The organism is Bradyrhizobium sp. BWA-3-5 (assembly GCF_032917985.1).
Taxonomy (GTDB): Bacteria; Pseudomonadota; Alphaproteobacteria; order Rhizobiales; family Xanthobacteraceae; genus Bradyrhizobium.
In genome coordinates, this window is record NZ_CP136626.1 from 7,633,347 (window position 1) to 7,655,877 (window position 22,531).

At 64.7% G+C, this 22,531-nt stretch carries 23 protein-coding genes; 9 read left to right on the plus strand and 14 right to left on the minus strand.

Annotation, left to right across the window (positions count from 1 at the left end; translation table 11 throughout):
- Positions 1 to 6 precede the first annotated feature (6 nt).
- Positions 7 to 1,113 carry an efflux RND transporter periplasmic adaptor subunit gene (locus RX331_RS36630; RefSeq protein WP_317258334.1) on the minus strand — a complete coding sequence of 369 codons (1,107 nt, stop codon included), beginning with the start codon at positions 1,111 to 1,113 and terminating at the stop codon, positions 7 to 9.
- Between the two features lie 299 nt (positions 1,114 to 1,412).
- Here RX331_RS36630 and RX331_RS36635 point away from each other — a divergent pair, with 299 nt between their 5' ends.
- Positions 1,413 to 2,234 carry a hypothetical protein gene (locus RX331_RS36635; protein WP_317254418.1) on the plus strand — a complete coding sequence of 274 codons (822 nt, stop codon included), beginning with the start codon at positions 1,413 to 1,415 and terminating at the stop codon, positions 2,232 to 2,234.
- A 41-nt stretch (positions 2,235 to 2,275) separates the two neighbouring features.
- On the opposite strand, the gene RX331_RS36640 is transcribed toward RX331_RS36635, so the two are convergent.
- Positions 2,276 to 2,635: a hypothetical protein gene (locus RX331_RS36640; protein ID WP_317254419.1), complete on the minus strand. Its 360-nt coding sequence runs from the start codon at positions 2,633 to 2,635 to the stop codon at positions 2,276 to 2,278.
- Positions 2,636 to 2,782: 147 nt separating this feature from the next.
- Here RX331_RS36640 and RX331_RS36645 point away from each other — a divergent pair, with 147 nt between their 5' ends.
- From RX331_RS36645 to RX331_RS36660, 4 genes are all read left to right on the plus strand, one after another.
- The gene (locus RX331_RS36645) at positions 2,783 to 3,007 is read left to right on the plus strand and encodes a hypothetical protein (protein ID WP_317254420.1); all 225 of its coding nucleotides are present in this window, start codon (positions 2,783 to 2,785) and stop codon (positions 3,005 to 3,007) included.
- 151 nt (positions 3,008 to 3,158) lie between these two features.
- Positions 3,159 to 3,371, plus strand: a complete 213-nt coding sequence (locus RX331_RS36650; RefSeq protein WP_317254421.1) for a hypothetical protein — start codon at positions 3,159 to 3,161, stop codon at positions 3,369 to 3,371.
- Positions 3,372 to 3,598: 227 nt separating this feature from the next.
- Entirely contained in the window at positions 3,599 to 4,738 is a 1,140-nt protein-coding gene (locus RX331_RS36655) for an FAD-dependent monooxygenase (RefSeq protein WP_317254422.1), read from the plus strand.
- A complete protein-coding gene (locus RX331_RS36660; protein WP_317254423.1) occupies positions 4,735 to 6,348 on the plus strand; it encodes a benzoate-CoA ligase family protein in 1,614 nt (537 codons plus the stop codon). Before RX331_RS36655 ends, RX331_RS36660 begins: the two co-directional genes overlap by 4 nt.
- 179 nt (positions 6,349 to 6,527) lie before the next feature.
- Here the strand turns inward: RX331_RS36660 and RX331_RS36665 are convergent, their stop codons facing one another.
- Both RX331_RS36665 and maiA read right to left on the minus strand, forming a co-directional pair.
- Positions 6,528 to 7,037, minus strand: a complete 510-nt coding sequence (locus RX331_RS36665; RefSeq protein WP_317254424.1) for a MarR family transcriptional regulator — start codon at positions 7,035 to 7,037, stop codon at positions 6,528 to 6,530.
- A complete protein-coding gene (gene maiA / locus RX331_RS36670; protein ID WP_317254425.1) occupies positions 7,027 to 7,656 on the minus strand; it encodes a maleylacetoacetate isomerase in 630 nt (209 codons plus the stop codon). Before maiA ends, RX331_RS36665 begins: the two co-directional genes overlap by 11 nt.
- A gap of 103 nt (positions 7,657 to 7,759) precedes the next feature.
- Here maiA and gtdA point away from each other — a divergent pair, with 103 nt between their 5' ends.
- Entirely contained in the window at positions 7,760 to 8,800 is a 1,041-nt protein-coding gene (gtdA, locus tag RX331_RS36675; RefSeq protein ID WP_317254426.1) for a gentisate 1,2-dioxygenase, read from the plus strand.
- Between the two features lie 155 nt (positions 8,801 to 8,955).
- On the opposite strand, the gene RX331_RS36680 is transcribed toward gtdA, so the two are convergent.
- The 9 genes from RX331_RS36680 to RX331_RS36720 all read right to left on the minus strand — a co-directional run bounded on the left by RX331_RS36680 (position 8,956) and on the right by RX331_RS36720 (position 19,259).
- Entirely contained in the window at positions 8,956 to 9,777 is an 822-nt protein-coding gene (locus RX331_RS36680) for an ABC transporter permease (protein ID WP_317254427.1), read from the minus strand.
- Complete coding sequence (locus tag RX331_RS36685) at positions 9,770 to 10,543, minus strand: ABC transporter ATP-binding protein (protein ID WP_317254428.1); 774 nt, start codon at positions 10,541 to 10,543, stop codon at positions 9,770 to 9,772. The genes RX331_RS36680 and RX331_RS36685 overlap by 8 nt, the downstream gene beginning before the upstream one ends.
- Before the next feature lie 123 nt (positions 10,544 to 10,666).
- Positions 10,667 to 11,671: an ABC transporter substrate-binding protein gene (locus RX331_RS36690; protein WP_317254429.1), complete on the minus strand. Its 1,005-nt coding sequence runs from the start codon at positions 11,669 to 11,671 to the stop codon at positions 10,667 to 10,669.
- Between the two features lie 19 nt (positions 11,672 to 11,690).
- On the minus strand, positions 11,691 to 13,055 hold the full coding sequence (locus RX331_RS36695; protein WP_317254430.1) for an FAD-dependent oxidoreductase: 1,365 nt from the start codon (positions 13,053 to 13,055) through the stop codon (positions 11,691 to 11,693).
- Positions 13,056 to 13,127: 72 nt separating this feature from the next.
- Complete coding sequence (locus RX331_RS36700; protein WP_317254431.1) at positions 13,128 to 13,967, minus strand: aspartate dehydrogenase; 840 nt, start codon at positions 13,965 to 13,967, stop codon at positions 13,128 to 13,130.
- A gap of 89 nt (positions 13,968 to 14,056) precedes the next feature.
- Positions 14,057 to 16,090, minus strand: coding sequence for a methyl-accepting chemotaxis protein (locus tag RX331_RS36705; protein ID WP_317254432.1), 2,034 nt, complete (start codon positions 16,088 to 16,090; stop codon positions 14,057 to 14,059).
- 17 nt (positions 16,091 to 16,107) lie between these two features.
- Positions 16,108 to 17,091: a TRAP transporter substrate-binding protein gene (locus RX331_RS36710; RefSeq protein WP_317254433.1), complete on the minus strand. Its 984-nt coding sequence runs from the start codon at positions 17,089 to 17,091 to the stop codon at positions 16,108 to 16,110.
- A gap of 199 nt (positions 17,092 to 17,290) precedes the next feature.
- On the minus strand, positions 17,291 to 18,091 hold the full coding sequence (locus tag RX331_RS36715; protein ID WP_317254434.1) for an enoyl-CoA hydratase-related protein: 801 nt from the start codon (positions 18,089 to 18,091) through the stop codon (positions 17,291 to 17,293).
- A 76-nt stretch (positions 18,092 to 18,167) separates the two neighbouring features.
- The gene (locus RX331_RS36720) at positions 18,168 to 19,259 is read right to left on the minus strand and encodes a Spy/CpxP family protein refolding chaperone (RefSeq protein WP_317254435.1); all 1,092 of its coding nucleotides are present in this window, start codon (positions 19,257 to 19,259) and stop codon (positions 18,168 to 18,170) included.
- Positions 19,260 to 19,313: 54 nt separating this feature from the next.
- Here RX331_RS36720 and RX331_RS36725 point away from each other — a divergent pair, with 54 nt between their 5' ends.
- The 3 genes from RX331_RS36725 to RX331_RS36735 all read left to right on the plus strand — a co-directional run bounded on the left by RX331_RS36725 (position 19,314) and on the right by RX331_RS36735 (position 21,522).
- Positions 19,314 to 19,532 (plus strand): hypothetical protein, encoded by a 219-nt coding sequence (locus RX331_RS36725; RefSeq protein WP_317254436.1) that lies wholly within the window; start codon positions 19,314 to 19,316, stop codon positions 19,530 to 19,532.
- A gap of 207 nt (positions 19,533 to 19,739) precedes the next feature.
- The gene (locus tag RX331_RS36730; protein ID WP_317254437.1) at positions 19,740 to 20,714 is read left to right on the plus strand and encodes a ketopantoate reductase family protein; all 975 of its coding nucleotides are present in this window, start codon (positions 19,740 to 19,742) and stop codon (positions 20,712 to 20,714) included.
- A gap of 25 nt (positions 20,715 to 20,739) precedes the next feature.
- Positions 20,740 to 21,522 carry an SDR family oxidoreductase gene (locus RX331_RS36735; protein ID WP_317254438.1) on the plus strand — a complete coding sequence of 261 codons (783 nt, stop codon included), beginning with the start codon at positions 20,740 to 20,742 and terminating at the stop codon, positions 21,520 to 21,522.
- 188 nt (positions 21,523 to 21,710) lie between these two features.
- On the opposite strand, the gene RX331_RS36740 is transcribed toward RX331_RS36735, so the two are convergent.
- Positions 21,711 to 22,442, minus strand: coding sequence for an aspartate/glutamate racemase family protein (locus tag RX331_RS36740; RefSeq protein ID WP_317254439.1), 732 nt, complete (start codon positions 22,440 to 22,442; stop codon positions 21,711 to 21,713).
- Positions 22,443 to 22,531 lie beyond the last annotated feature (89 nt).

Sequence of the window (22,531 nt, forward strand, 5' to 3'; positions counted from 1 at the left end):
CGGCTCCTACTTGGCCGACGCCGGCTGCGCTTCGACGGTCTTGATTTGCGGATCGACCTTCTGGCCCGGGATCGCGCGGAGCAGCCCGGCGGTAATCACGCGATCATCGCCCTTCAGGCCTTCTTCGATGACGCGGAGCTCGCCTTCCAGCGGCCCGACCCGCACCCTGCGCTGCTCGACGACATTATCCGCATTCACAACCAGCACGTAGCGCCCGGCCTGATCGGCGCCGAGGGCGACGTCGGGCACGAAAAGCGCGTTCTGCACCTGATCGACCGGCACGCGAACGCGGACAAAGAAGCCCGGCAACAAGGCGCGGTCGGCGTTGGGCAGCACGCCGCGCACGGGCAGCGTGCCGGTCGACTGGTTCAGCGTCGCTGCCGCATAGTCGAGCTTGCCCTTGTGGGGAAATCCGGTTTCGGTCTGCAGCCCGACTTCAACCGGCAGCTGCCTGAGATCGTCGGGCGTCATCCCGCGCCGCCGCGCCTCTTCGCGAATCCGCAGCACGTCCTGTTCGTTGACGTTGAAATTCACATAGATCGGATCGAGCGCCACGATGGTGGCGAGCTGCGTCGGCGACGAGGCACCGACGAGTTCGCCGATGGAGACCAGATGTGCGCTGACGACGCCATCGAACGGCGCAGCCACATTGGTATAGCCGTAATTGACCGCCGCGATCTTGGTATTGACTTGCGCCTGCAGCAGGTTCGCCTGCGCGTTGTCGCGGTTGGAGGTGGAAGTATCCAGCGTCGCCTGCGAAACAGCTTGCCGCTGCACCAACTCCTGCTGGCGCTTGAAGTCGGCTTCGGCCTGTCGCACCGTTGCCTGTGCGCCTGTTTCCGCCGCCTGCGCCTGTTCAAGCTTGAGCTTGTAGGTGTCGGGCTCGATCGTGAACAGCGACGTGCCCTCCTTTACGAAGGCGCCGTCCTTATAGTTGATCGATTGCAGAAAGCCCTGCACACGCGCGACCAGATCGACATTTTTGAACGCAGCCGTATTGCCGGTCGCTTCCAGGTAGCGCGTGAAGGGCCGTTGCACCGGCACCGCCACGTCGACCTTGGCCGGCGGGGGCTGCACAAAAGTATTTTGTTCGCAGGCACTTAAGACGGCCATCGCGGCGATCGCGAAGCCGGTACGGCCGATCGCCGCGCCTTTTTGCGCGGCAGTGCCGCATGACCTCAAATGTGCCGGCGAACGCGAAGCCTTCATTTTTCGTGCCCCAATCGGTTCTGTTCTGGAAAAGGCTTTAGTCAGAAATCGGCTTTTCGCTACCCCATGAAAATAGCAACAATCCGCTTGCAGCGGAACCGGAAAGCGAAAATGATGCATCCCGATTTTTCACGACCAAGTGCTTTCCAGATTCACTTCCGTTGGAGCGGCGGCTTCCGGCGACGACAAAAGGATTTATTCAAATGATCGATGCATTGACGCGCCCGAGAAAGCTTGGCCCGCTGCTGGCGGTCGCAATACTCGCGGTGGCAGCACCCGCGTTCGCGCAAGCGCCGACCCAGGCGCAACGCGACGCCATCAAGTCGCAATGCCGCAACGACTACATCGCGCATTGCTCCAGCGTGCCGCCGGGCGGCGAGGCATCGCTGCAATGCCTGCAGAAGAGCATGTCGAGCCTTTCATCGAGTTGCCAGAGCGCGGTGCGCGCAGTGGAAGCCCCGGCCGCCGCGACGACGAAGCCGGCTGAAGCCGCGCCAGCAAAACCCGCGGCTCCTGCGGCTGCGGCGGCAGCACCGACGGCCGGTGAGCCAAAGGCCGCGGCCGCTGCACCCGCGGGGCAACCGACCAGCGCACAGATCTCCGCGATCCGCAGCGCGTGCCGCTCCGATTATCCCAAAGTTTGTGCGGGGGTGCCGTCCGGTGGAGCGCCCGCGCTGCAATGCCTGGAAAAGAACAAGGCAAAACTCTCGGCCGGATGCGCGACAGCCGTCTCGGCCGCGGGCGGCGGCGGGGCTGCGGCGGCAGCGGCAGCACCGGCCGCAGGTGCAGCTCCGGCGGCCGGAGCGGCTGCGGCACCGTCGGCTGCGCCGACCGTGATCGTGCTGCGGCCGATGCGCCCGCGCGAAGAGCTGTTCGTGCTGCGCTCGGCCTGCGGCGCCGACGTCCGCGCGATTTGCGGCGGCGTCGCGCCGGGCGGCGGCCGGATCGTGCAGTGCCTTGCGACCAACGCCGCCCAGCTTTCGCCGGCCTGCAAGGACGTGCTGTCCCAGTTCGCCGCGCGTTAATCGCCACGCCCGGCGATCCCCCTCGATCCGGGGCTCGCCGGTCACTCGCCGCCGCGAAAGGCGAGGATGAGCTGAATGAGCCGTACCGACAGCGAGACATAGAGGATCGCCATCAGGATCTGGTAGGCGATATGCCAGTTGACCTTGGCGAGCTTGTAGAGCCCGTCGAGGAAGTTCAGCAGCAGGAGAATGACGCCGAACAGCATGACGCCGCGGCCGATCAGGCCGTGCCTGAGATAGCCGAACAGAACGATCGCCGGCTCGTTGCTCGAGACATGTGCGCCGGCCGATACGATCAACGTCCCGATGATCAGCTTTTCGATGTGAGCGAATACTTCTTTTGAGACCGGTTCGACACGTTCGGCATAGAACGACAACCATTTGGCCCTGAGCTGCGCCATTGAATTTTCCTCGACCTTTTCCTCGAATTTTCTTTGCAGCAATGAACGAAAGTTTCACTACAGCGGGTCCGCGATCAAGAAGCAAGAAGGCCGGCACCTGGTCCGCGGATAGTCGCCTTCAACCGGCCACAACGAAGGGAGAAACCGATGCTACGCGTCATCCTGACCGCCACTGCCCTGCTCTGCATGTCGCAGGCTGCTTTCACCCAGGACATGACGGCCGAACAGCGCAACGCCTGCATGGGCGATTACGAAAAATACTGCAAAGGCGTCACGCCGGGCGGTGGACGCATCATTGCCTGCCTCGCCAAGGAGAACGACAAGCTCACGGCGGCCTGCAAGAAGGTGCTGACGGCCGCCGAGAAGAAATGAGGCGGCTGGCGCTGATGCCGGCCGCTGCTGCGAGATCGGCGTGCGCGCACGCCGCGACAGGCATCCGTAGAACTTTGCCAAGCCCCAAAAAAAACTTTCAATAAGAAAATTTCGAGCCTTAATTTCAACCACGGAAGTCCGGGAGATCAACATGCGTCACCTGCTGATCATTGCATCCGCCCTGTTCGCCTTCGGCGCCACGATGACTTTTGAATCGAACGAAGCCAACGCCGCCGTATGCGCCAGGGGCGTCTATCGCGCCGGCTGCGCCGGAGCGCGCGGCGCGGTCGTCGTCCGCAAGCCGGTGGCCGTGGCCTGCCGCTGGGTATGGGTCGGCGGTGTGAAGGTCCGGCGCTGCGTCTGACGTAGCCGTTTGCTGGTCCGTCCCGTCCGCCGGAGCCGGGCCGCTTAGCGGACAGCCGTTCGCGGATAGAACTTGCCGGCAGTGACGGGCGGCACGGGCCCGATCCTGAGGTCGTCGGGACCGGGCGCCGGCCGCGCGCCCGCATTATTTTTCTGTAGCGCAAATTTTCGGCGCGGATTAGTCTGCGCCTCAAATTAGTAAGTATACTGTCGATTTGGGAGGAAGACGTGCGCATCGCCGTCATCGGCGGAGGCCCCGGCGGCCTCTATTTCGCCTATCTCTGGAAGCGGCGTCATCCGGACGCCCATATCGACCTGTTCGAGCAAAACCCCGAAGGCGCGACCTGGGGATTTGGCGTGGTGTTCTCCGAACAGGCGTTGGATTTTTTGCGCGCCGACGATCCGGAGACCGTCGATGCGATCACGCCGCGGATGGAGAGCTGGAAGAACATCACGCTCAATTTGCGTGGGCAAAGCGTCGAGATCGACGGCATCGGATTCTCCTCGATCGGCCGGCTCGAACTGCTGACCATCCTGCAGCAGCGGGTGCGTGCCGCCGGCGTTGCGGCGCGCTATGACACCACGATCAAGTCGCTCGACGAACTCAGGGGCTATGACCTGATCGTCGCCGCCGACGGGCTGAATTCGCTGGTGCGCCGCGCCTTTGAGAAGCCCTTCGGTGCCACCGTTTCGCACTCCACCAACAAGTTCGCCTGGTATGGCACGGCTAAGCGCTTCGCCACGCTGTCACAGACCTTCGTGAAGACTGATCTGGGCTTCTTCAACGCGCATCACTACCGCTACTCGCCCTCGATGAGCACCTTCCTGGTCGAATGCGACGCCGCGACCTGGCAGGCCTACGGCTTCGAGCACAAGACGATCGAGCAGTCGCAGGCGATCTGCGAAAAGATTTTTGCCGAGACGCTCGATGGACACTCGCTGGTATCGAACAAATCTGTGTGGCGCAATTTTCCCTGGATCTGGAACGAGAACTGGTCGCACGGCAACATGGTGCTGATCGGCGATGCCCTGCATACCGCGCATTTCTCGATCGGCTCGGGCACGCGGCTCGCAATCGAGGACGCGATGGCGCTGACCAAGGGGCTGGAGGCAGAGACGGAGATCGCCGCCGGCCTCGCCCGCTACCAGGCCGAACGTAAGCCGATCGTGCAGAAGCTGGTGACGGCGGCGCGTACCAGTGCCGACTGGTACGAACGTTTCCCCGAGCACATGAAGCTTGACCTGATGGACTTTGCCTACAGCTACATCACCCGCTCGGGGCGGATCGCCGACGCCCGGCTGCGCGCGATGTCGCCGGAATTCATGGCGCGTTACGAGGCGGCGAAGTCAATCGGGAGCCACGCATGACATCACCCATTTCCGATTTGGTCCCCCGCGACAATCCGGGCGCGCGCGAGATCGGCTTTGCGATTCCGGAAAGCTATAACGCCAGCCGCATCCTGTTCGACAATCTCGCGGCCGGGCGCGGCGAGCGGCTGGCGCTGACCGGCCCCGGCGGCACGCGCACCTATGCGAAACTCTGCGCCGAGGCCGCGCAATGGGGTCACGGCTTCCAGTCGCTCGGCCTGAAGCGCGGCGACCGCATCCTGATGTTTCTCGACGATACGCCGGCCTATCCGGCGGCGTTTTTCGGCGCGGTGCGCGCGGGCTTCGTGCCGCTTCTGATCAACACGCTGACGCCGCCGGACCTTTTGCAGTTCTATCTCTCGGATGCCAATGCTGCGGTCGCAGTCGCGGAGGCGGAGTTTACGTCGCGATTCAACGCGGAGGCCTGCAAGGACACGCCGCTCAGGACCCTGATCGTGGCAAATGGCGCAGCGGGTGAGCATGCCGCACCGAACACCCTGACCGCGGCGCAGTGGCTGCAGAGCTTCCCGACCGATCTGGCGGAAGCCGACACCGGGCGGGACGACATGGCGTTCTGGATGTACTCGTCCGGCTCGACCGGGCGCCCCAAGGGCATCGTCCATCTGCAGCACGACATGGCCTATAGCGAACAGGCCTTTGCCCGCAGCGTGCTCAAACTCGGGGCCGACGACATCTGCTTCTCGGTGCCGAAGATTTTCTTCGCCTACGGCTTTGGCAACGCCATCACTTTCCCGTTCTCGGTCGGTGCGGCGACGCTGCTGCTGCCGGGCCAGCCGAAGCCGGCCGCGATCTTCGAGGCAATCGAAAAATACCGACCGACGGTGTTCTATGGATTGCCGACGCTCTACACCTCGCTGACCAAGGCCGAGGGCGCTGAGGCCACCGATTTCTCCTCGCTGCGGATGGCGCTGTCGGCCGCCGAGGTGCTATCGGCGGAAGTCTTTGGCGGCTGGAAGGCGCTGACAGGCCTGGAGATCATCGAAGGCCTCGGTTCGACCGAGGTGCTGCACATCTACCTCTCCAACCGGCCGGAGAAGAAAAAGCTCGGCGCCGCCGGCCTGCGCGTGCCCGGCTACGAAATCCTTCTGAAGGACAAGGACGGCCGCGAGGTCGGCGACAACGAGGAAGGCATCTTGTGGGTGCGCGGCGATTCCAACACGCCGCTATACTGGAACCGGCCCGACAAATCGGCCGAGACCATTCGCGAGGGCGGCTGGATCTACACCGGCGACCGTTTCATGCGCGATGCCGACGGCTTTCATTTCTTCCGCGGCCGTGCCGACGACCTGATCAAGATTTCGGGGCAATGGGTCTATCCGCTCGAAGTCGAGCTCTGCCTTGCCGAGCACCCCGACATCAGGGAATGCGCGGTGTTTGCCGCCGAGCTGCCGGACAGGCGCATGACGCTGAAGGCCGTGGTTGTCATGAACAAGGGCGAATTCGATGAGGGTGACGCCGCGAAGAGACTGCAGAACTACGTCAAGGCAAAGCTACTACCTTACAAATATCCGCGCGAGATCCGATTCATCACGGAGCTGCCGAAGACCGGCACCGGGAAGATCGACCGTCAGGCATTGATGAGGATGTAGCAGGCAAGCCGCTTCAACAAACTCGCTGTTGTCCCCGCGAAGGCGGGGACCCATGACCACGATCTTAGTTGTGTGTCTGGTGTAGCCACAGCCTGCCCAATTCAAATGGCTGCAGTTATGGGTCGCGGCTCAAAGCCGGGACGACGGCGGGGTTGGGGCTCGTCCCGTCCCCGACACACTCACCCCGCCTTGCCCAGATGCACCAGCGCATCCTCGGCACGCAGCGGCACGCGCGAGGCTTCGTTGTTGAGATCGACGAGCTGGGTCAAGAGCGCCAGCAGCGTCTTGCGGTCGGCCGGCTTCAGCGGCTGCAGCATGCGCACCTGCGCGCGCTCGACCGAGGGCATGATGTCGCGCAGCACGGCGGCGCCGGCCTTGGAGAGATAGAGCAGCTTGACGCGCTTGTCCTCGCGCGAAGGCTTACGCTCGATCAGCGCCTTGCTCTCGAGCCGTTCGATCACGTTGCCGAGCGTGGAGCGGTCGAAGGCGATCACTGCCGACAGGCGCGTCGCGTCGATGCCGGGATGGGTGTGGATCGCCACCAGCGCCGCATATTGCACCGGCGTCAGGTCGAATGCGCTGCATTCCTCGACGAAGATTGAAACCGCGATCTGCTGCATCCGGCGGAACAAGTAGCCGGGCGCGGTGTAGACCGCGTCCATGGTGATAGGGGCTGGCTTACTCGGCATCGCTCTGCCTGTCCGGTGCGGCGTCCGCGAACGCCTTCATTTCCTTACCCGCGGCTTCCGCCTCGAGCAGGCGGGGAAACGCTGAAACATCGACGCCGAAACGCCGCGCATTTGCGAGCTGCGGCACCAGGCAGAGGTCGGCCATCGTCGGCTTGTCGCCGAAGCAGAACGGTCCCTTCTCGCCCTTAACGAGCGCTTCGCAAGCAGAAAGCCCCTCGCGATTGACCCAGGCCGCCCACTCCGTCACCTGCTCTTCCGCCAGGCCGAGCTGGCGCAGCCGGGCCAGCACCTTCAAATTCTGGACCGGGTGGATGTCGCAGGCGATCGCCAGTGCGAAGGCGCGCACTTTTGCTCGGCGCAGCGGATCCTTGGGCAGCAGCGGCGGACTGGGATGGGTCTCGTCCAGCCACTCGATGATCGCGAGCGACTGTGTCAGCACCGCACCGGATTTCTCCAGCGTCGGCACCAATCCCTGCGGGTTGAGCGCGAGATAGGCGGGCGCGCTCTGCTCGCCCTTGCGAAGGTGATGCGGCAGGTGCTCTGCCGTCAGTCCCTTGAGGTTGAGCGCGATCCTGACCCGGTATGCCGCGCTGCTGCGGAAATAGCCGTGCAGCTTCATCGGAACCTCCCTGATTCTTACCGACCCTTACGACTTTACCACATTGACGTCTATCGATATTGTAAGTATACTGTCAATCTAGAGAACAAACGGGAGGCTTGCCATGGAAGCCGTGCAGAAGACGCCGGAACGCGAGGCGTTTTACAAGAAGATTGACGGCGACAATCTCTCCGCATTGTGGACCGTGCTGGGCGATCTCGTCACGCCGGAGCCGCGCAGTGCCTGCCGCCCGCATCTGTGGAAGTTCGACTCCATCCGCGACTACATGACCGAGGCCGGCAAGCTGATCACGGCGAAGGAGGCCGAGCGGCGGGTGCTGGTGCTGGAGAATCCCGGCCTGCGTGGCCAGTCCAAGGTCACGACCTCGCTGTTTGCCGGCGTGCAGATGGTGGTTCCCGGCGACGTCGCGCCGGCCCACCGACACAGCCAGTCGGCGCTGCGCTTTGTGCTCGAGGGCAAGGGCGCCCACACCACCGTCGACGGCGAGCGCACCGCGATGGCGCCCGGCGATTTCATCATCACGCCGTCGATGACCTGGCATGACCATTCCAACGAGACGAACGAGCCGATGTTCTGGCTCGACGGGCTCGACATTCCGATGGTGCAGTTCTTCGACGCGTCCTTTGCCGAGGGCTCGAACGAGGACCAGCAGAAGATCTCAAAACCCGCCGGCGACAGCTTTGCCCGCTACGGCCATAATCTGCTGCCGGTCGACGAGAAGCGCAAATCCAAGACCTCGCCGATCTTCAACTATCCCTATAGCTACACGCGCGAAGCGCTGGAGCGAGCGAAGACGCGCGACGAATGGGACGCCTGCCACGGGTTGAAGCTGAAATTCTCCAACCCCGAAACCGGCGATTTCGCGATGCCGACCATCGGCACCTTCATCCAGCTATTGCCAAAAGGCTTCAAGACCGCGCGCTATCGTTCAACGGATGCCACCGTGTTCGCGGCGATCGAGGGCAAGGGCCGCACCAGGATCGGCGACCAGATCTTCGACTGGGGCGCACGCGATTTGTTCGTGGTGCCAAGCTGGCACTGGGTCACGCACGAGGCCGACACCGACGCGGTGCTGTTCTCGTTCTCGGACCGGCCGGTTCAGCAGAAGCTGGACCTGTTCCGCGAAGACCGCGGGAACGCGTGAGGGATCGGCCCCCCAACCGTCGCCCCGGCGAAGGCCGAGGCCCATACCGCGTGCTTTATCGGTAGGGCGATCTGGCAGACGCTCGTCCGCGATAACACACATTTGTGACTATGGGACCCGGCCTTCGCCGGGACGACATCGCGTTTGTGGCGCCATCACCGCCAGTGCAGCAACCGTGCCTCCAGCATGTTGATCGCCTTGCCCACCGCCAGCCCGATTAGCGACAGGATCACGACGCCGGCGAGCAGCTGATCGGTCTGCATGAGATTGCCGGCCTGCAGCACGAAGGCGCCAATGCCGTACTGCGCGCCGATCATCTCCGCGCTGACCACCAGCAATAGCGCCACCGAAGCGGTGATGCGAAAGCCGGCGAGGATCGAGGGCAGCGCGCCCGGCCAGATCACGCGCCGCACGATGGCATGGAACGGCACGTTAAAACTCTGCGCCATGCGGATCAGGTTGCGCGGCACGGCATCGACGCCGCTATAGACCGAGATCGCGGTGGAGAAGAACACGCCGAGCGCAATGGTCGCGATCTTCGGCTCCTCGCCGATCCCGAGCCAGAGGATCAAGAGCGGCAGCAGCGCGATTTTCGGAATCGGGAACAGCGCCGAGATGAAGGTGATGCCGACAGCGCGCGCCAGGGTCGACAGCCCGATCGCAAAGCCGACGATCACGCCTGCCACAGTGCCGATCAGCCAGCCGGAACCGATACGAACCACCGAGGCGGCAACGTGCTGCCACAGCGCGCCTGACATCGCGAGCTTGTACATCGCAACCGCAATTGCCGACGGCGGCGGCAGAAACAGCGGATTGACCCAGCCGGCGCTGCCGGCGAGTTGCCAGAGCGCAATCACCAGGGCTAGCGCGATCCACCCCGACGCGCGGCCTCCGCCCGGCACAAAGCCAGCACCGCGAAAGGCGACCGGCCGGGTGCCCTCGCGCTGTTGCGCTTCCTGCGGCGCGCGGTCAAGCATGCTGCACCTCGCGCTCGGCATCGATCGCCTCGTCGCGGATCAGCGACCACAGCTGGTTCTGCAGGCTGAGCAATTCGCCGCGGGCATCGATCCCGCCGCGCGCAGCGCGCGTCATCGGAATGGTCACGATCTCGCGGATGCGCCCCGGCCGGCGCGACAACACCACCACACGATCAGCAAGGCGAACCGCCTCCTCCAGATTATGCGTGATATAGACCGCGCCCATCGCGCCGTCGGCGAGCAGGCGGATGAAATCCTCCATCAGGAGTTCGCGCGTCTGCGAATCCAGCGCCGACAGCGGCTCGTCCATCAACAGAATCGCCGGCCGCACCGCGAGTGCCCGCGCGATGCCGACGCGCTGGCGCATGCCGCCGGACAATTGCTTTGGATAGGCGCCGCGGAAATCCGACAGCCCTGTCCGGCGCAGTGCATCGTCGACGACGGCTTTCCGCGCGGCGGCGTCGAGCGCGGTATGAACCAGCGGAAATTCGACATTCGCCTCCACTGTACACCAGGGCAGCAGCGCAAAATCCTGGAACACGAAGGTCAGGGGATTGAGGCTGTCCGCCGGCGGCGCGCCGCGCAGCTCGGCGGCACCGGCGCTCGGCTGCAACAGCCCGCCGAGAATCGACAGCAGCGTGCTCTTGCCGCAGCCGGAGGGCCCGACGATCGCGACCACCTCGCCGGAGGCGACGGTGAACGACACCCGGTCGAGCACGTCGAGGCCGCCGAAGCGGTGGCTGATTTGGTCGGCGATCAGGTCCACGTGGTTCCCAGTGCAATGCTGGCCCCGTCATTGCGAGGAGCGAAGCGACGAAGCAATCCATTTTTCCCCGTGCGGAGACATGGATTGCTTCGCTGCGCTCGCAATGACGGCACTGATGCCTCCTCAATCCGCCTTCACATATTCCTTCGCGATGATCGCATCGGCGTCAAAGCCCTTGTCGACAAAGCCCTGCTCCTGCAGCCAGCTGATCTGGTTGGCGACGTTTTTCACATCGAGCTTGCCCTCGGGATCGATATAGGCGCAATTACCGACCACCTGCTCCACCGGCAGATTCGTGTATTTGGCGATAATCTCCAGCAGCGGTTTGGTCTTGTCGTTGATCTCGGCCTTGCCATCCTTCACCGAGGCCAGGATCACGTCGTGATATTCGCGGTCGGCGCGGGCCAGCGCACCGAGAAGCTTCGTCACCAGCGGTTTGTTGGTCAGCGTCTTCGGCGAGGCGAACACTGCGCCGAGTTGCCAGGGCGTTTCGTCGCCGACCCAGCCGAGGAACTTTGCGCCACCGGAATCCACCAGCGCCCGTGCGGTCGAGATCGGCAGCAGAGCTGCGTCGACGGTCTCGCCCTTCAGCGCTGCCGCGGCGTTCGACAGCGATTGCAGCGGCATGATCTTCACCTCCGCAAGCTTGAAGCCGTATTTGTCGGCAAGCAGTCCCAGCGAATAATGAAAGCTGGAGCCAACCTGCGTCATCGCGATGCGCTTGCCGGCGAGGTCCTTTGGCGTCTTCAGCCCGGCGGCGTAGGCGTTGTTGCTGGCGAAATAGCCGATCAGCGGATAGCCGGCCTTCTCCCGGCTCATGCCGCCGATCACCTTCAGCGTGCCCTTGCCGGCAAGGTTATAGAGCCCGGCGGTGAACGCAGTGATACCGAAATCAACGTCGCCGGAGGTGGTCGCGACCGCGATCGGCTGCGCCGCGTCGAAGAATTTCAGCTCGATATCGAGGCCGGCCTCGCGGAAATAGCCCTTGTCCTGCGCGATGAACACCGGCGCCGAGGACGACAGCCGGAGCACGCCGATCTTGGCCTTCAGCGCGTCCTCGGCGCGGGCGGTCCCGCCTGCCGCCATCGCCAATACGCCCGCCAGCGCGAGCCGAGCAAACATCCTCATCCGGCTTCCTCCAACTCTCTTACAGGCCTTCGGGCACGCTCTGATCCCGCCCGATGAACGCGCCCTGTTGTTTCAGCATCTGTTGCAACTTTTCAACCGCAATGTCGCGCGGAATCGTGTTCCCGGATAGCGCCAATGATGCGGCGAGGCCTGCCGCCTCCCCCATCGCGAAGCAGGCGCCGGAGACCCGGGCCGCCGACTGGCCATCATGGGTCATCGATGCGCAGCGCCCGGCCATCAGGACGTTGTCGATGCCCTCGGGCACCAGCATGCGATACGGCAACTCATTGAAGCCGCGCGATTCCGGGATCGGCGGGAATTTGAAGACGACGTCGCCTGCGACATGCTGCTCCATTGGCCAGCCATTGACGCCGATGGAATCCTCAAACGAGGCGCAGCCGAGCACATCCTCACCCGACAGCATGTAGCCACCGATCACGCGCCGCGTCTCGCGGATGCCAAGTTGCGGCGGCAGATCGACGATGTAGGATTTTTCAAAACCGGGCACCGTGCGCAGGAATTCGAACGCCTCGACCGCCTGCCGCCGCCCGTCGATTTCGCCGCGCGTCATCTGGTCCGGGTCGATGCCGCTGACGGCGCTGCCGTCCTCGCGCGCGAGCTGGGTGAAGTTGACCCGCCATTCGATCTGAGAGCGCTGCGGCCGGACGATCGCGGTCTTGCGGGGGAAACGATGCGTGCCGGCGGCCTCCGCCTTCTCCATCAGCGCCGGGATGGTCCGCCAGGCATCGCCCGCTCTGTCGGGATCGATGCCGTTGAGGCGGAACATCATCGACGGGTACATCATGCCGCCGGCATTGTCGCCGACTTCAAAGGGTGCGCCGGCCCAGGCCGCGAGGTCGCCATCACCGGAGCAGTCGATGAAGATGCCGGCGCGTATCGCCTGACGCCCGGCCTTGGTCTCCACCATCAAGGCATCGATGCGCCGTTCGCCGTTCATCACCACGCCGGCACCCAGCGCATGAAAGAGAATGTCGACCCCGTGCGCGGCCACCAGATCATCCGCCGCGATCTTGTAGGCTGCGGTATCGTAGGCTTGCGCAATGATCTTGCCGAGGATCAGATGCGGCGCGTTGAGCCCGTCGAGCCGGTCGATCCGCCCCAGCAGATCGGAGGCGATGCCCTGCACCACCCGGTGCATCCCGCCGTAAACGTTGGCATGCAGTCCGCAGAAATTGGTGACACCGGCAGCGGTGCCCATGCCGCCAAGAAAGCCGTAGCGCTCGATCAATAGCGTGCGGCGGCCGGCGCGCGCCGCCGCAACGGCAGCCGCTATACCGGCGGGGCCGCCGCCGAGAACGGCGACCTCATACTCGCCGTAGAGCGGGATCTGGCGGGCGGGTTCGGTGACGGTTTTGACTGGCAAGGTAGCTTCCCGGATCAATACTGGAGGCTGAGGCCCCCGACCCGTCCTAGCTAGCGCGGTGCGCTGATGGGCTCAAGTTCCAACCTGCAGCGGCGAGGTCAGCTTGCGCAGCGCCGCGATCACCGAGAGCGCGGTGATGCGGCCCGTCTTCGGATTCTCCGACGGCACGTTCTCGATCGACATCGAAAAAGACGCCGAATCGGATTCGACCCTGATCTGGTGACAGTTTCGCGTCACGTCAGGATCGGCCCAGATTTCGATCGTCGTGCGATCGGGTCCGATGCCCGCGAGCGACAATGCCGCCACGACGTTGACATTGGCCGGAAAGGCCGCCGCCGCATCGCGCGCCGAGCCCTTGAAGACACGGAGCGCCGATGTCAGCCCCTCCACGGAGATCCCGTTTTCGACGAGATGGGGCGCGCCGGCGAGACCGCGCGGCGGCTTGCGCGTCACCATCTGCACCGAACTTATGGTGCCCTCCGCTGCCGCCGAAACCGCATCGAAACCTATCAGCGCGCCCGTCGGCACGATGATCTGGCCGCCATGCGCCCGCGCCAGATCGATGAGATCGGGACGCGGCAATAGCGCGCTGGCGCTCAGCACCATCACTTGCTTGCCGGCGCGCAGCATCGGCCGGCAGATCTGCTCGAGGATCGCCGCCGGCGCGCATTCGACGACGAGGTCGGCATGCTCGGGCAGCTCATCGAGCGAAACCAGCGCAGCGGTCATGCCCTCCCGATCGAGCCAGGCTTGTGCCTTTTCGCGGTCCCTGGTTGCGATCGCTACCAGCGTCAGGCCCGGCAGGCCCTGCGCCACCTTGCGCGCCACGGTTCGGCCGATCTCGCCGAGCCCGGCAATGGCGATACGTTTGGATGGCAAATCCGATACTCCTCGGCGGACAGTATAAGGCATGTCTACCGTGGTGCCGAATCCATCTTCACCAGCCGCATATCAGCCGCCTCATCGGGGCTCAGCCGCACGACGACGTCCCGCGTTGCCCGTCAGGCCGCCGAACGAATGGTCTGCAGAAAGTCGCTGACATTGCTCTTCAGCGAAGCGGCCTGCTGCCGAAGCGCCGCCGCAGCCGTGAGAGCTGCTTCGGCACCGGCGTCGGTCTCGCTGGCCACCGCGCGCACGTCGCCGATCTCCTGGGTGACCGCGGCGGTTCCGCTCGCCGCTTCCTCTACATTGCGCGCAATGTCGCCTGTCGCGGCGCCCTGCTCCTCGACTGCGGCGGCAACCGCCGAGGCGATCTCGGCCATTTCCCTGACCGTTGTCCCGAATTGCGTGATCGCCGCCACCGTTTCGCCGGTGGCGCTCTGGATGGTTGCGATCTGGCTGGCGATCTGTTCCGTCGCCTGCGCGGTTTGGGACGCGAGATTTTTTACCTCGCTGGCGACGATCGCGAATCCTTTGCCGGCGTCGCCGGCCCGCGCCGCTTCGATCGTTGCGTTCAGCGCCAGAAGATTGGTTTGGCTCGCGATCGCCTGGATCAGTTGGACGATGGTGCCGATCTTTTCGGCGGCGCTGGACAACCCGGCGATCAGCTCAGAGGTCCGCTGCGTCTCGCCCGTTGCCCTGCTTGACACCGTGACAGAGCGTTGCACCTGACTCGATATTTCACGGATGGAGGCGGCGAGTTGCTGGGTCGCGGAGGCAACCGTCTGGACATTCATCGACGCCTGCTCGGCGCGGGTTGCAACCGCTTCCGCAAGCCCCCGGCCACGTTCAGCAACCCGTGCCAGTTCCTCAGCGCTGCGCCCCATCTCCTCCGCGCGGCCACCGACGCCCGTGATCACACCCTGCATGCCCTGCTCGAAGCGGCCAGCGAGCTCAGACATCATGCGCTGGCGACCAGCCTCGGCTGCGTCCTGTTGCGCCGCAGCTTCCCGTTCCATGCGGCGGACAGCGAGTGCGTTTTCGCGGAAAACTTCGACAGCGCGCGCCATCCGGCCGATCTCATCGCGCGACTCGCCGCCGGGGATCGCATCGTCGAGCTCGCCGGCGGCAAGCGATTGCATCCTGTCCGTCATGCGGCTGATCGGACCGGAGACGCTGGCGCCGATCAGCCATGCCAGCACGGCGCCCAAAAGGAGAGCACCCGCCGCGCTGAAGATCACCGTCTGCTTCGTGTGCTCAACCGCCGCCGCGGTTTTCTCACCTTGTTCGGCGCGCATTGCGCCAAGTTTCGTGTTGATCTTGTTGACCTGCTCGTCGATCGCGGCACCGGCTTTCACCAGATCGGCTTGCTTCGCTCGCAGATCGCCGGCAACCTTGACCATCTCGTCCAGCGCAGCGGCGTCAGCGGTGATCGCGGCCTTCAGTGCGGCAACCAGCGCCTTCAGTTTGGCCTCTCCTGTGCCGGCGATTTCGGCCTCGGTGTCTGCGATCGCGAGCTGGACGTAGGTCAACGCAAGCTTGGCGTCGTCGGCATCCGCTGTCGACAGAGTCTTCCCATATCGCATCACCGTGATCCGCAGCCCGTCGACGACGGCGGCGAGCCGCATCGGGTTGAGGAGCCGTTCCGGATCGGAGCGGTTGGCAAGGGCGACCTGGATGCCGCCGACATTAAGCGCCGCGACGGCGCCGTGTGCGTCAGTTTTTGTCGTGGCGGCACGCAGCCGGTCGACGGCCTCCGCCGCTGCCGCAAAGGAAGACCGGTAGGTCTCCAGCGCCGCCCGCACCGGCCCGACGCCATCTGCAATGGTTTGCAGCGTGCCGAACTGCCGTTCGATCTGATCGGCTCGTTGGCCGACGCCCGCGATCGCCTGCGTCGCGGCATCCTTGTCGCCGACGTTCCAGGTCCGGATGAATTTCTCCACCGCGCCGTTGGCGCCCAGCAGCGCGGCGCGCACCTGCGACATGCCGGCGTCGCCCGCGGCGCTGGTCACGAGTTCATTGACCGTTCCGCCGATTCGCTCGACTTGAACCATCGCGAAGCCGCCGAGAACGACGAGGAAGCTCAGGACCAGCGCAAAGCCGCCGAATACCCGCGGACGGACACCAATCCAGGACATCATGGAAGACAGTTTCATTGGATTTCCGAAAACTACTAACGAGTGGACCGAATGGCGGCGATCAGATCTTTGCCGAAACGCTTTTCGAATTCCTGATCGAGCGGCTTGAGCGCGTCCAGGAAGGCCTGGCGGTCGATCGTCTCGATCACCTCCATGCCTCCCTTGCGCACTTGTTCGAGCCTTGGGGCATCAAGCTGGGCCTCCCAGGTTACCTCGGCCGCCGCCTTAGCGGCCGCGATCACCACCGCCTGATCGCCGGGATCGAGCTGCTCGAACATCGCGCGATTGGCGACGAAGGCAATCGGTGCAAAGAAATGCCCGGTAAGGGTGAGGTATTTCTGAACTTCGAAAAGCCGGCTGTTGGCGATCGTCGGCACCGGATTTTCCTGACCATCCAGCCGTCCGTCCTTCAGCGCGGCGTAGACCAGCGGAAATTCCATCGGCACCACTTCAGCGCCGAGCGCCTTGAAGGTCATTGGATAGATCTCGTTCGGGATAACGCGGATCTTGAGGCCCTTGAGGTCGGCGGGTGTGCGAATCGGGTGCTTGGAGTTCGTGATGTTGCGAAAGCCCTGCTTGCCAAGCGCCAGCAACGTCAGCCCCTTGTCGGCGAATCTGGCGGCGATCGCCGCACCGATCGGACCTTGCGCGACCGCCTTGGCGTGTGCCACGTCGCGAAACAGGAAGGGAACGTCGAACACACCCAGTTCGGGGACGACCGAGCTGACAACTCCGCCTGAGATCACCGCCATATCGACGGCGCCGGATCTGGTAGCGGCAAGAACCGTGTTTTCACTGCCCAGCGCACCGCTCCCGCGGTAGTCGACGACGATACGCTTACCGGACAGCGCCAGCAGTTTCTGACGAAACTCGTCCGAGCCGAATTGCTGCGGAGCCTGAAACTGCGAGTTGAATGCGAGCGAGATCAGCCGGGGTGAAGCGGTGGCGGGAGGCGGCAACAGCGCTGCCGCTGCAATCATCGATCCTGCTATCCAAAATCGTCTTAACTGTCTGCGCATGTCGCACCATTGCCGTGGCCGTGATCGCAGACCTACCAAACAATTATGGTTAAGGTCTTAAGGTGCAGCGGCCCGTCGCGCGCCGGGCAATTCTAAATTGCTTCCGGACGGAAGTGCCGGCCCTGGAGGTCCAACTGCCAAACCCGGCGGTGGCTCCTCCTTTTTTTTTGGCGCACGCGCCTGACGGTGCCCGAACCTGCTAGGCATTGCCTTCCCAATCCGCGGCCCGCTTCTCCGCAAACGACGCCAACCCCTCCGACGCCTCCTTCGTCTGCCGCCGCGCCGAATGCATCTTTACCAGTCGCGCGTAAGCCGCGTCATCGACGGCCACACCGCCGAACGAGCTCTCCATTGCCAGCGCCTTGGTCTCCGCCAGCGCTTCCGGCCCGTTGGCGAGCAGTTGCTCCACCATCTTTGCGCCGGCCGTCTCCAGGTCGGCCAGCGGCGCCACCTCGTGCACCAGGCCGATGCGCCGCGCCTCGTCAGCGCCGAACCGTTCGCCGGTCAGCGCGTAGCGGCGCACCTGGCGGACGCCGATGGCGTCGCAGAGCTGCGGGATGATAATCGCGGCGGTCAGGCCCCAGCGCACTTCGGTGATCGAGAACATTGCATTGTCGGCGGCGATCACGACGTCGCAGGCCGAGATCACCCCGGTGCCACCGCCGAAACAGCCGCCCTGCACCAGCGCCACGGTCGGGATCGGCAGCGTGTTCAATCGCTGCACCGCCTCGAAGGTCGCGCGCGATACCGCCTCGTTCTCTTCAGCCGATTTCGGCCGCACGCCGTTGATCCATTTCAGGTCGGCGCCAGCCTGGAAATGCTTGCCGTTGCCCCTGAGCACGACGACCCGAAGGTTCGGCTTCTTACCAAGCTCGTCCATCGCCGCGAGCACGCCGCCGATCAGCCCGCCATCATAGGCGTTGTTCACCTCCGGGCGATTGAGCGTGACGGTCGCAACACCGCGCGCATCGAGATTCCACAGGACAGGATTGGCAGTCATTGGCAGCCTCTTTGTTCGGCATTCTTGTTATGCCGAACAATAGGCCGGGATCGCAGTCGATGTCACGGGCGCCGACTCACCTTCGGCCGTATCGCCGGTTATCTTGCTTGTCCGCGACCGAGGTCCGTCGCGGCCCGATAGCCTCGAACTGGGCCTTCTGCTCGTCGCTCAAGGTTACATAGAATTCGTCGAGCGCTGTGCGCACCTGCTTGACCGCCTGCAGCATGACGTCGAGCCGTTTGCCGATTGCAGCTAGCCGTGCCGTCGGTGTCACGGCTTCCTCGGGCTTGCAGGACGTGGCAAGCATGTCCGCCGACTTGCTGCTGGCGTCCTGCAGCGCGGCCAGCTTGGCGCGCTGGGCATCCGTCGGATGCAGCCTCGCCTCGATTTCCTCAGTCGGCCATCGCTGGCTCGACGATTCCGCGACGTCGCAGGGCCGTGCCAACGACCTGTTGCGTCGCCGCTCGCTCTTTCGTTCCTGATCTTCGGCGACCGCATTCAGCCGCGCCTTCTGCTCGTCGTTCAACAGGCCGTAGAACTTCTCAAGCGGCGGCTGCACGGTCGCAACGCCGGCGATCATCGCCTCGATGCGCTGCTGCATCGAGGCCAGCCGGCCGGATGCCGTCAGTGCGATCGAGGTAGGACACGCCGCCTTGATCTTCTGCGCCGCCGTGACCGACGCATTGGCGAGATCATCAAGCGCGGTGCGCTGCACTTCGGTCGGTTCGATCGTCTGGGCAATCAGGTCGATCGGCAGACCCGCGATCTCGTCCTCGCCGCAGAGCAGCGCCAGCCGGTCCGGCCCGCCGGCGGCATCGCGCGGCGGCAGGTAGCCGGAAAGGCCCTGATAGTCATAGGGCCCGAACAGGCCGGCATAGATGTCATCATAGCCGTAATACCAGAACGGCGCGCCAACGCGCGGTCCCCACAGCGCATAATCATACATGTCGAAATAGGCGAACGGCCAGAACAGCGGGCCGACCCAGCCGTACCCGCCGTTGCCATGTCGCCACCATCCACCGCCCCTGCCCCGGCCGTAGTGCCAGCCGGCCAGTGCCGCGCCCGCGGTGACGCTGGCGCGCATCGCCGGACTGTGCAGGGCCGCGGTATGGCGATAGCTGCGGGCGAGCGCGCGCGCATTCATCGCGCGGCCGCCGGCGAAATTCATCCGGTGCGCCGAGAAGGATCGGTGCGCGGAAAATGCGCGGTGTGCGGATCTGGCATGGAAATGGCCGCCACCATGATGCCGGCCGCCGAAATGATGGCCATGGCCTCCGCCACGATGGCCACCGCCGTGATGACCGCCACCACGTCCACCGCCGTGGCCGCCGCCATGACCACCACCGTGGCCGCCGCCATGACCGCCTTTCGCGATCGCAAAGTCCGCCACCGTCAGCGCGACGGCGAAGGCCACCGCGGCAATTCCCATGATGATCTTTGACATGGCGCGTCCCCTCATCGTCGCACGTCCATCATCGCTGTGCCGCAAGCTTGACGGCACGGGAATGAACGCCGACTGAATGCCAAAAGTTCCCGCCTCGCGAGGCCGCGCCCTTCGCAACCCGCCCTGTGCGGCGCAACGGTTGCGCCCAGCCAAGGCTTCGTGAAAACTGGCAACGCCATTCCCTCCCAGCAGGATTTCTCATCCATGCGGATTTGCGTTTTCGGTGCGGGCGCCGTCGGCAGTCATTTTGCGGTGCGTCTTGCGCAGGCAGGACATGACGTCTCCTGCGTGATGCGCGGGCCTCATCTGGATGCCGTAAAAGCCAACGGGCTGACGCTGCGGGTCGGAGATGACAAGTTCAAGGCGAAGGTGTCGGCATCGAGCGATCCCGCCGCGCTGGGCCCACAGGACGCGGTCATCTGCACGCTGAAGGCCACGGGTCTACCGAGCCTCGCCGACGGCTTGCCCCCACTGCTCGGCGAAGATACCGCCGTGGTGTTCGCGCAGAACGGCATTCCCTGGTGGTATGATATCGGGCTTTCGCCAACACATCCGCCGGTGCCGGATCTGGCTTTTCTCGATCCCGCTGGCCGTCTGCGCGCAGCGATCCCGAGAGCGCGCATCGTCGGTGGCGTGGTATTTTCGTCCAATGAAGTCATTGCGCCGGGCGTGGTGGCGAACCTGTCGCCGGAGCGCAACCGCCTCCTGATCGGCGAATGCGACGACCGCGCCAGCGCGCGCGTTGCAAAGCTGCGCGCGGCGCTCAACGAGGCTGCAATCGAATCGCCCGAGGTCGCGCAGATCAGGGAGACGATCTGGTCAAAGCTCCTGACCAACATGTCGATGTCGGTGCTGTGCCTTGTGACGGGGCAGACCGCGCGGGCGGTGCGCGACGATCCTGATCTTGCCGAGATCGTGCCGCGCCTTTTGGACGAGGTCAACAGTGTCGCGCAGAGCTACCTTCCCAAGGTCAAACGCGTAACGCGCACGGGCCCGGCGCCGGACCACAAGCCGTCGATCCTGCAGGATTACGAGCTTGGCCGCGCCATGGAGATCGACGTACTGGTCCGCGCACCCGCCGCCTTCGCGCGCGCCGCCGGACTTTCGACACCGATGCTCGACATGATGGCCGCGCTCGCGATCCGCCAGGCGCGCGAAAAGGGCCTCTACAAGAACTGAAAACAACAAGGCAGGGAGTTGCTTCATGCACGTCACGGGCAAGGTCTGCGTTGTCACGGGAGCTGCGAGCGGTATCGGTGAAGCCGTGGCACGGGCCTATGCGGAAGCCGGGGCACGCGGCGTCGTGCTCGCCGACCTCAAGACATCGCGTGACCGGCTCGCGAAAGTCGCCGGTGACATCGATGGCCTGCCGATCACGGCGGACGTCGGGCTGGAGGAGGACATCAAGGCCCTGATCGCCGCGGCCGAGGACAAGTATGGCCCGGTCGACGTGTTCTTTTCCAACGCCGGCCTGTCGCGCAAGGGGCAGGAGACCGCGTCCGATGCCGACTGGGACGTGAGCTGGCGCGTTCATGTCATGAGCCACGTGTTCGCGGCGCGTGTGCTGGTGCCGGGCATGCTCGCCCGCGGCTCCGGCTACCTCCTCAACACGGCTTCCGCGGCGGGCCTGCTGGCATCGCTGAACTCGATGCCCTACGGCGTGACGAAGAGTGCGGCGGTGGCGCTCGCCGAGCATCTCGCCATTCAATATGGCGACCGCGGCATCCGCGTCTCCGTGCTGTGCCCGCAATCGGTGCAGACAGCCATGACGACACCCGGCCCGAGCGCGGCGCGGGTCGACGGCGTGCTGCAGCCGCCGGAAGTCGCCCGCATGGTGATCGAGGCGATGGCGGAAGAACGCTTCCTCATCCTGTCGCACCCGCAGGTCGCCGAATATATGCTGCGCAAGGCCTCCAACCGCGACCGCTGGCTCGCCGGCATGCGCCGGCTGCGCGACAAGATCTATGGCGCGCCGACTTCGGTGTAATCAAATTCGTGATCGTGGATCCCGGCTCTGCGTCGCGTCGCTGCGTGCCGCGCCGCGTCCGGGACACGAAAACCCTTGAGCCCAACCACCGGTCTCCCTTCCCCGGACGCAGCGCAGCGCATAGCGGTGCGGTGCAGAGCCGGGGCCCATGCGTTGCATGCTTATGGATGGCTTCGCTTCGCTCGCAACTACGGGTCTGACGGCGCGAATCCTTCCAGAAGTCCGGTGTAGTCCTTCACGCCCGGCGCGGCATACGACCCGCGCCTTGAGGTCGTCAGCTTCAATCCGGCCAGCGCCTCGGCCTGCTTCACTGCGGCCGCCACGCCATCGACGACGGGCACGCCAAATTTCCGCGACAGTTTCTGCGCGAGATCGGCCATGCCTGCGCAGCCCAGCACGATCGCTTCCGCGCCCCTATCGAGCGCGCGGGCGATCTCGGCCTCCAGTTTCGCTTCCGCGCCCGAACCGGGCTTTTCGAGATCGAGCACCGCAACGTCGCAGGCTGTGACCTGCACCCGCTCGGCAAAGCCATAGCGGCGCACCAGCTCTTCGAGCGGCACGATCGAGCGCGGCAGCGTGGTGACGACGGCGATGCGCTTTGCGATCTGGCCGGCCGTCACCAGCGCCGCCTCGCAAATGCCGACCACCGGAAACGGCGCCGCGGTCCGCGCGGCGTCGAGCCCGGTGTCGTCGAAGCAGGCGACGATCGCCGCATCGGCGTCCGGTGCATGGATCAGCGCCTGGATCAGGCCGGGCACGGCGAACGCCTCGTCGTAATAGCCCTCGATCGAGACCGGGCCCATCGCCGAGGTGACGGCGGATATTTCAGTGCCGGGCGCGGCGACCGCGCGCGCCGCGGCGCCGATCGTTTCTGTCATCGAGGTGGTCGTGTTGGGATTGACGATCAGGATTTTTGTCATGGCGGCATCGTAGCCGGGATGATGCGGATCGCAACTCCATCCCCTCACTCGTCGTCCCGGCCTTGAGCCGGGACCATATGCCGCGGCCC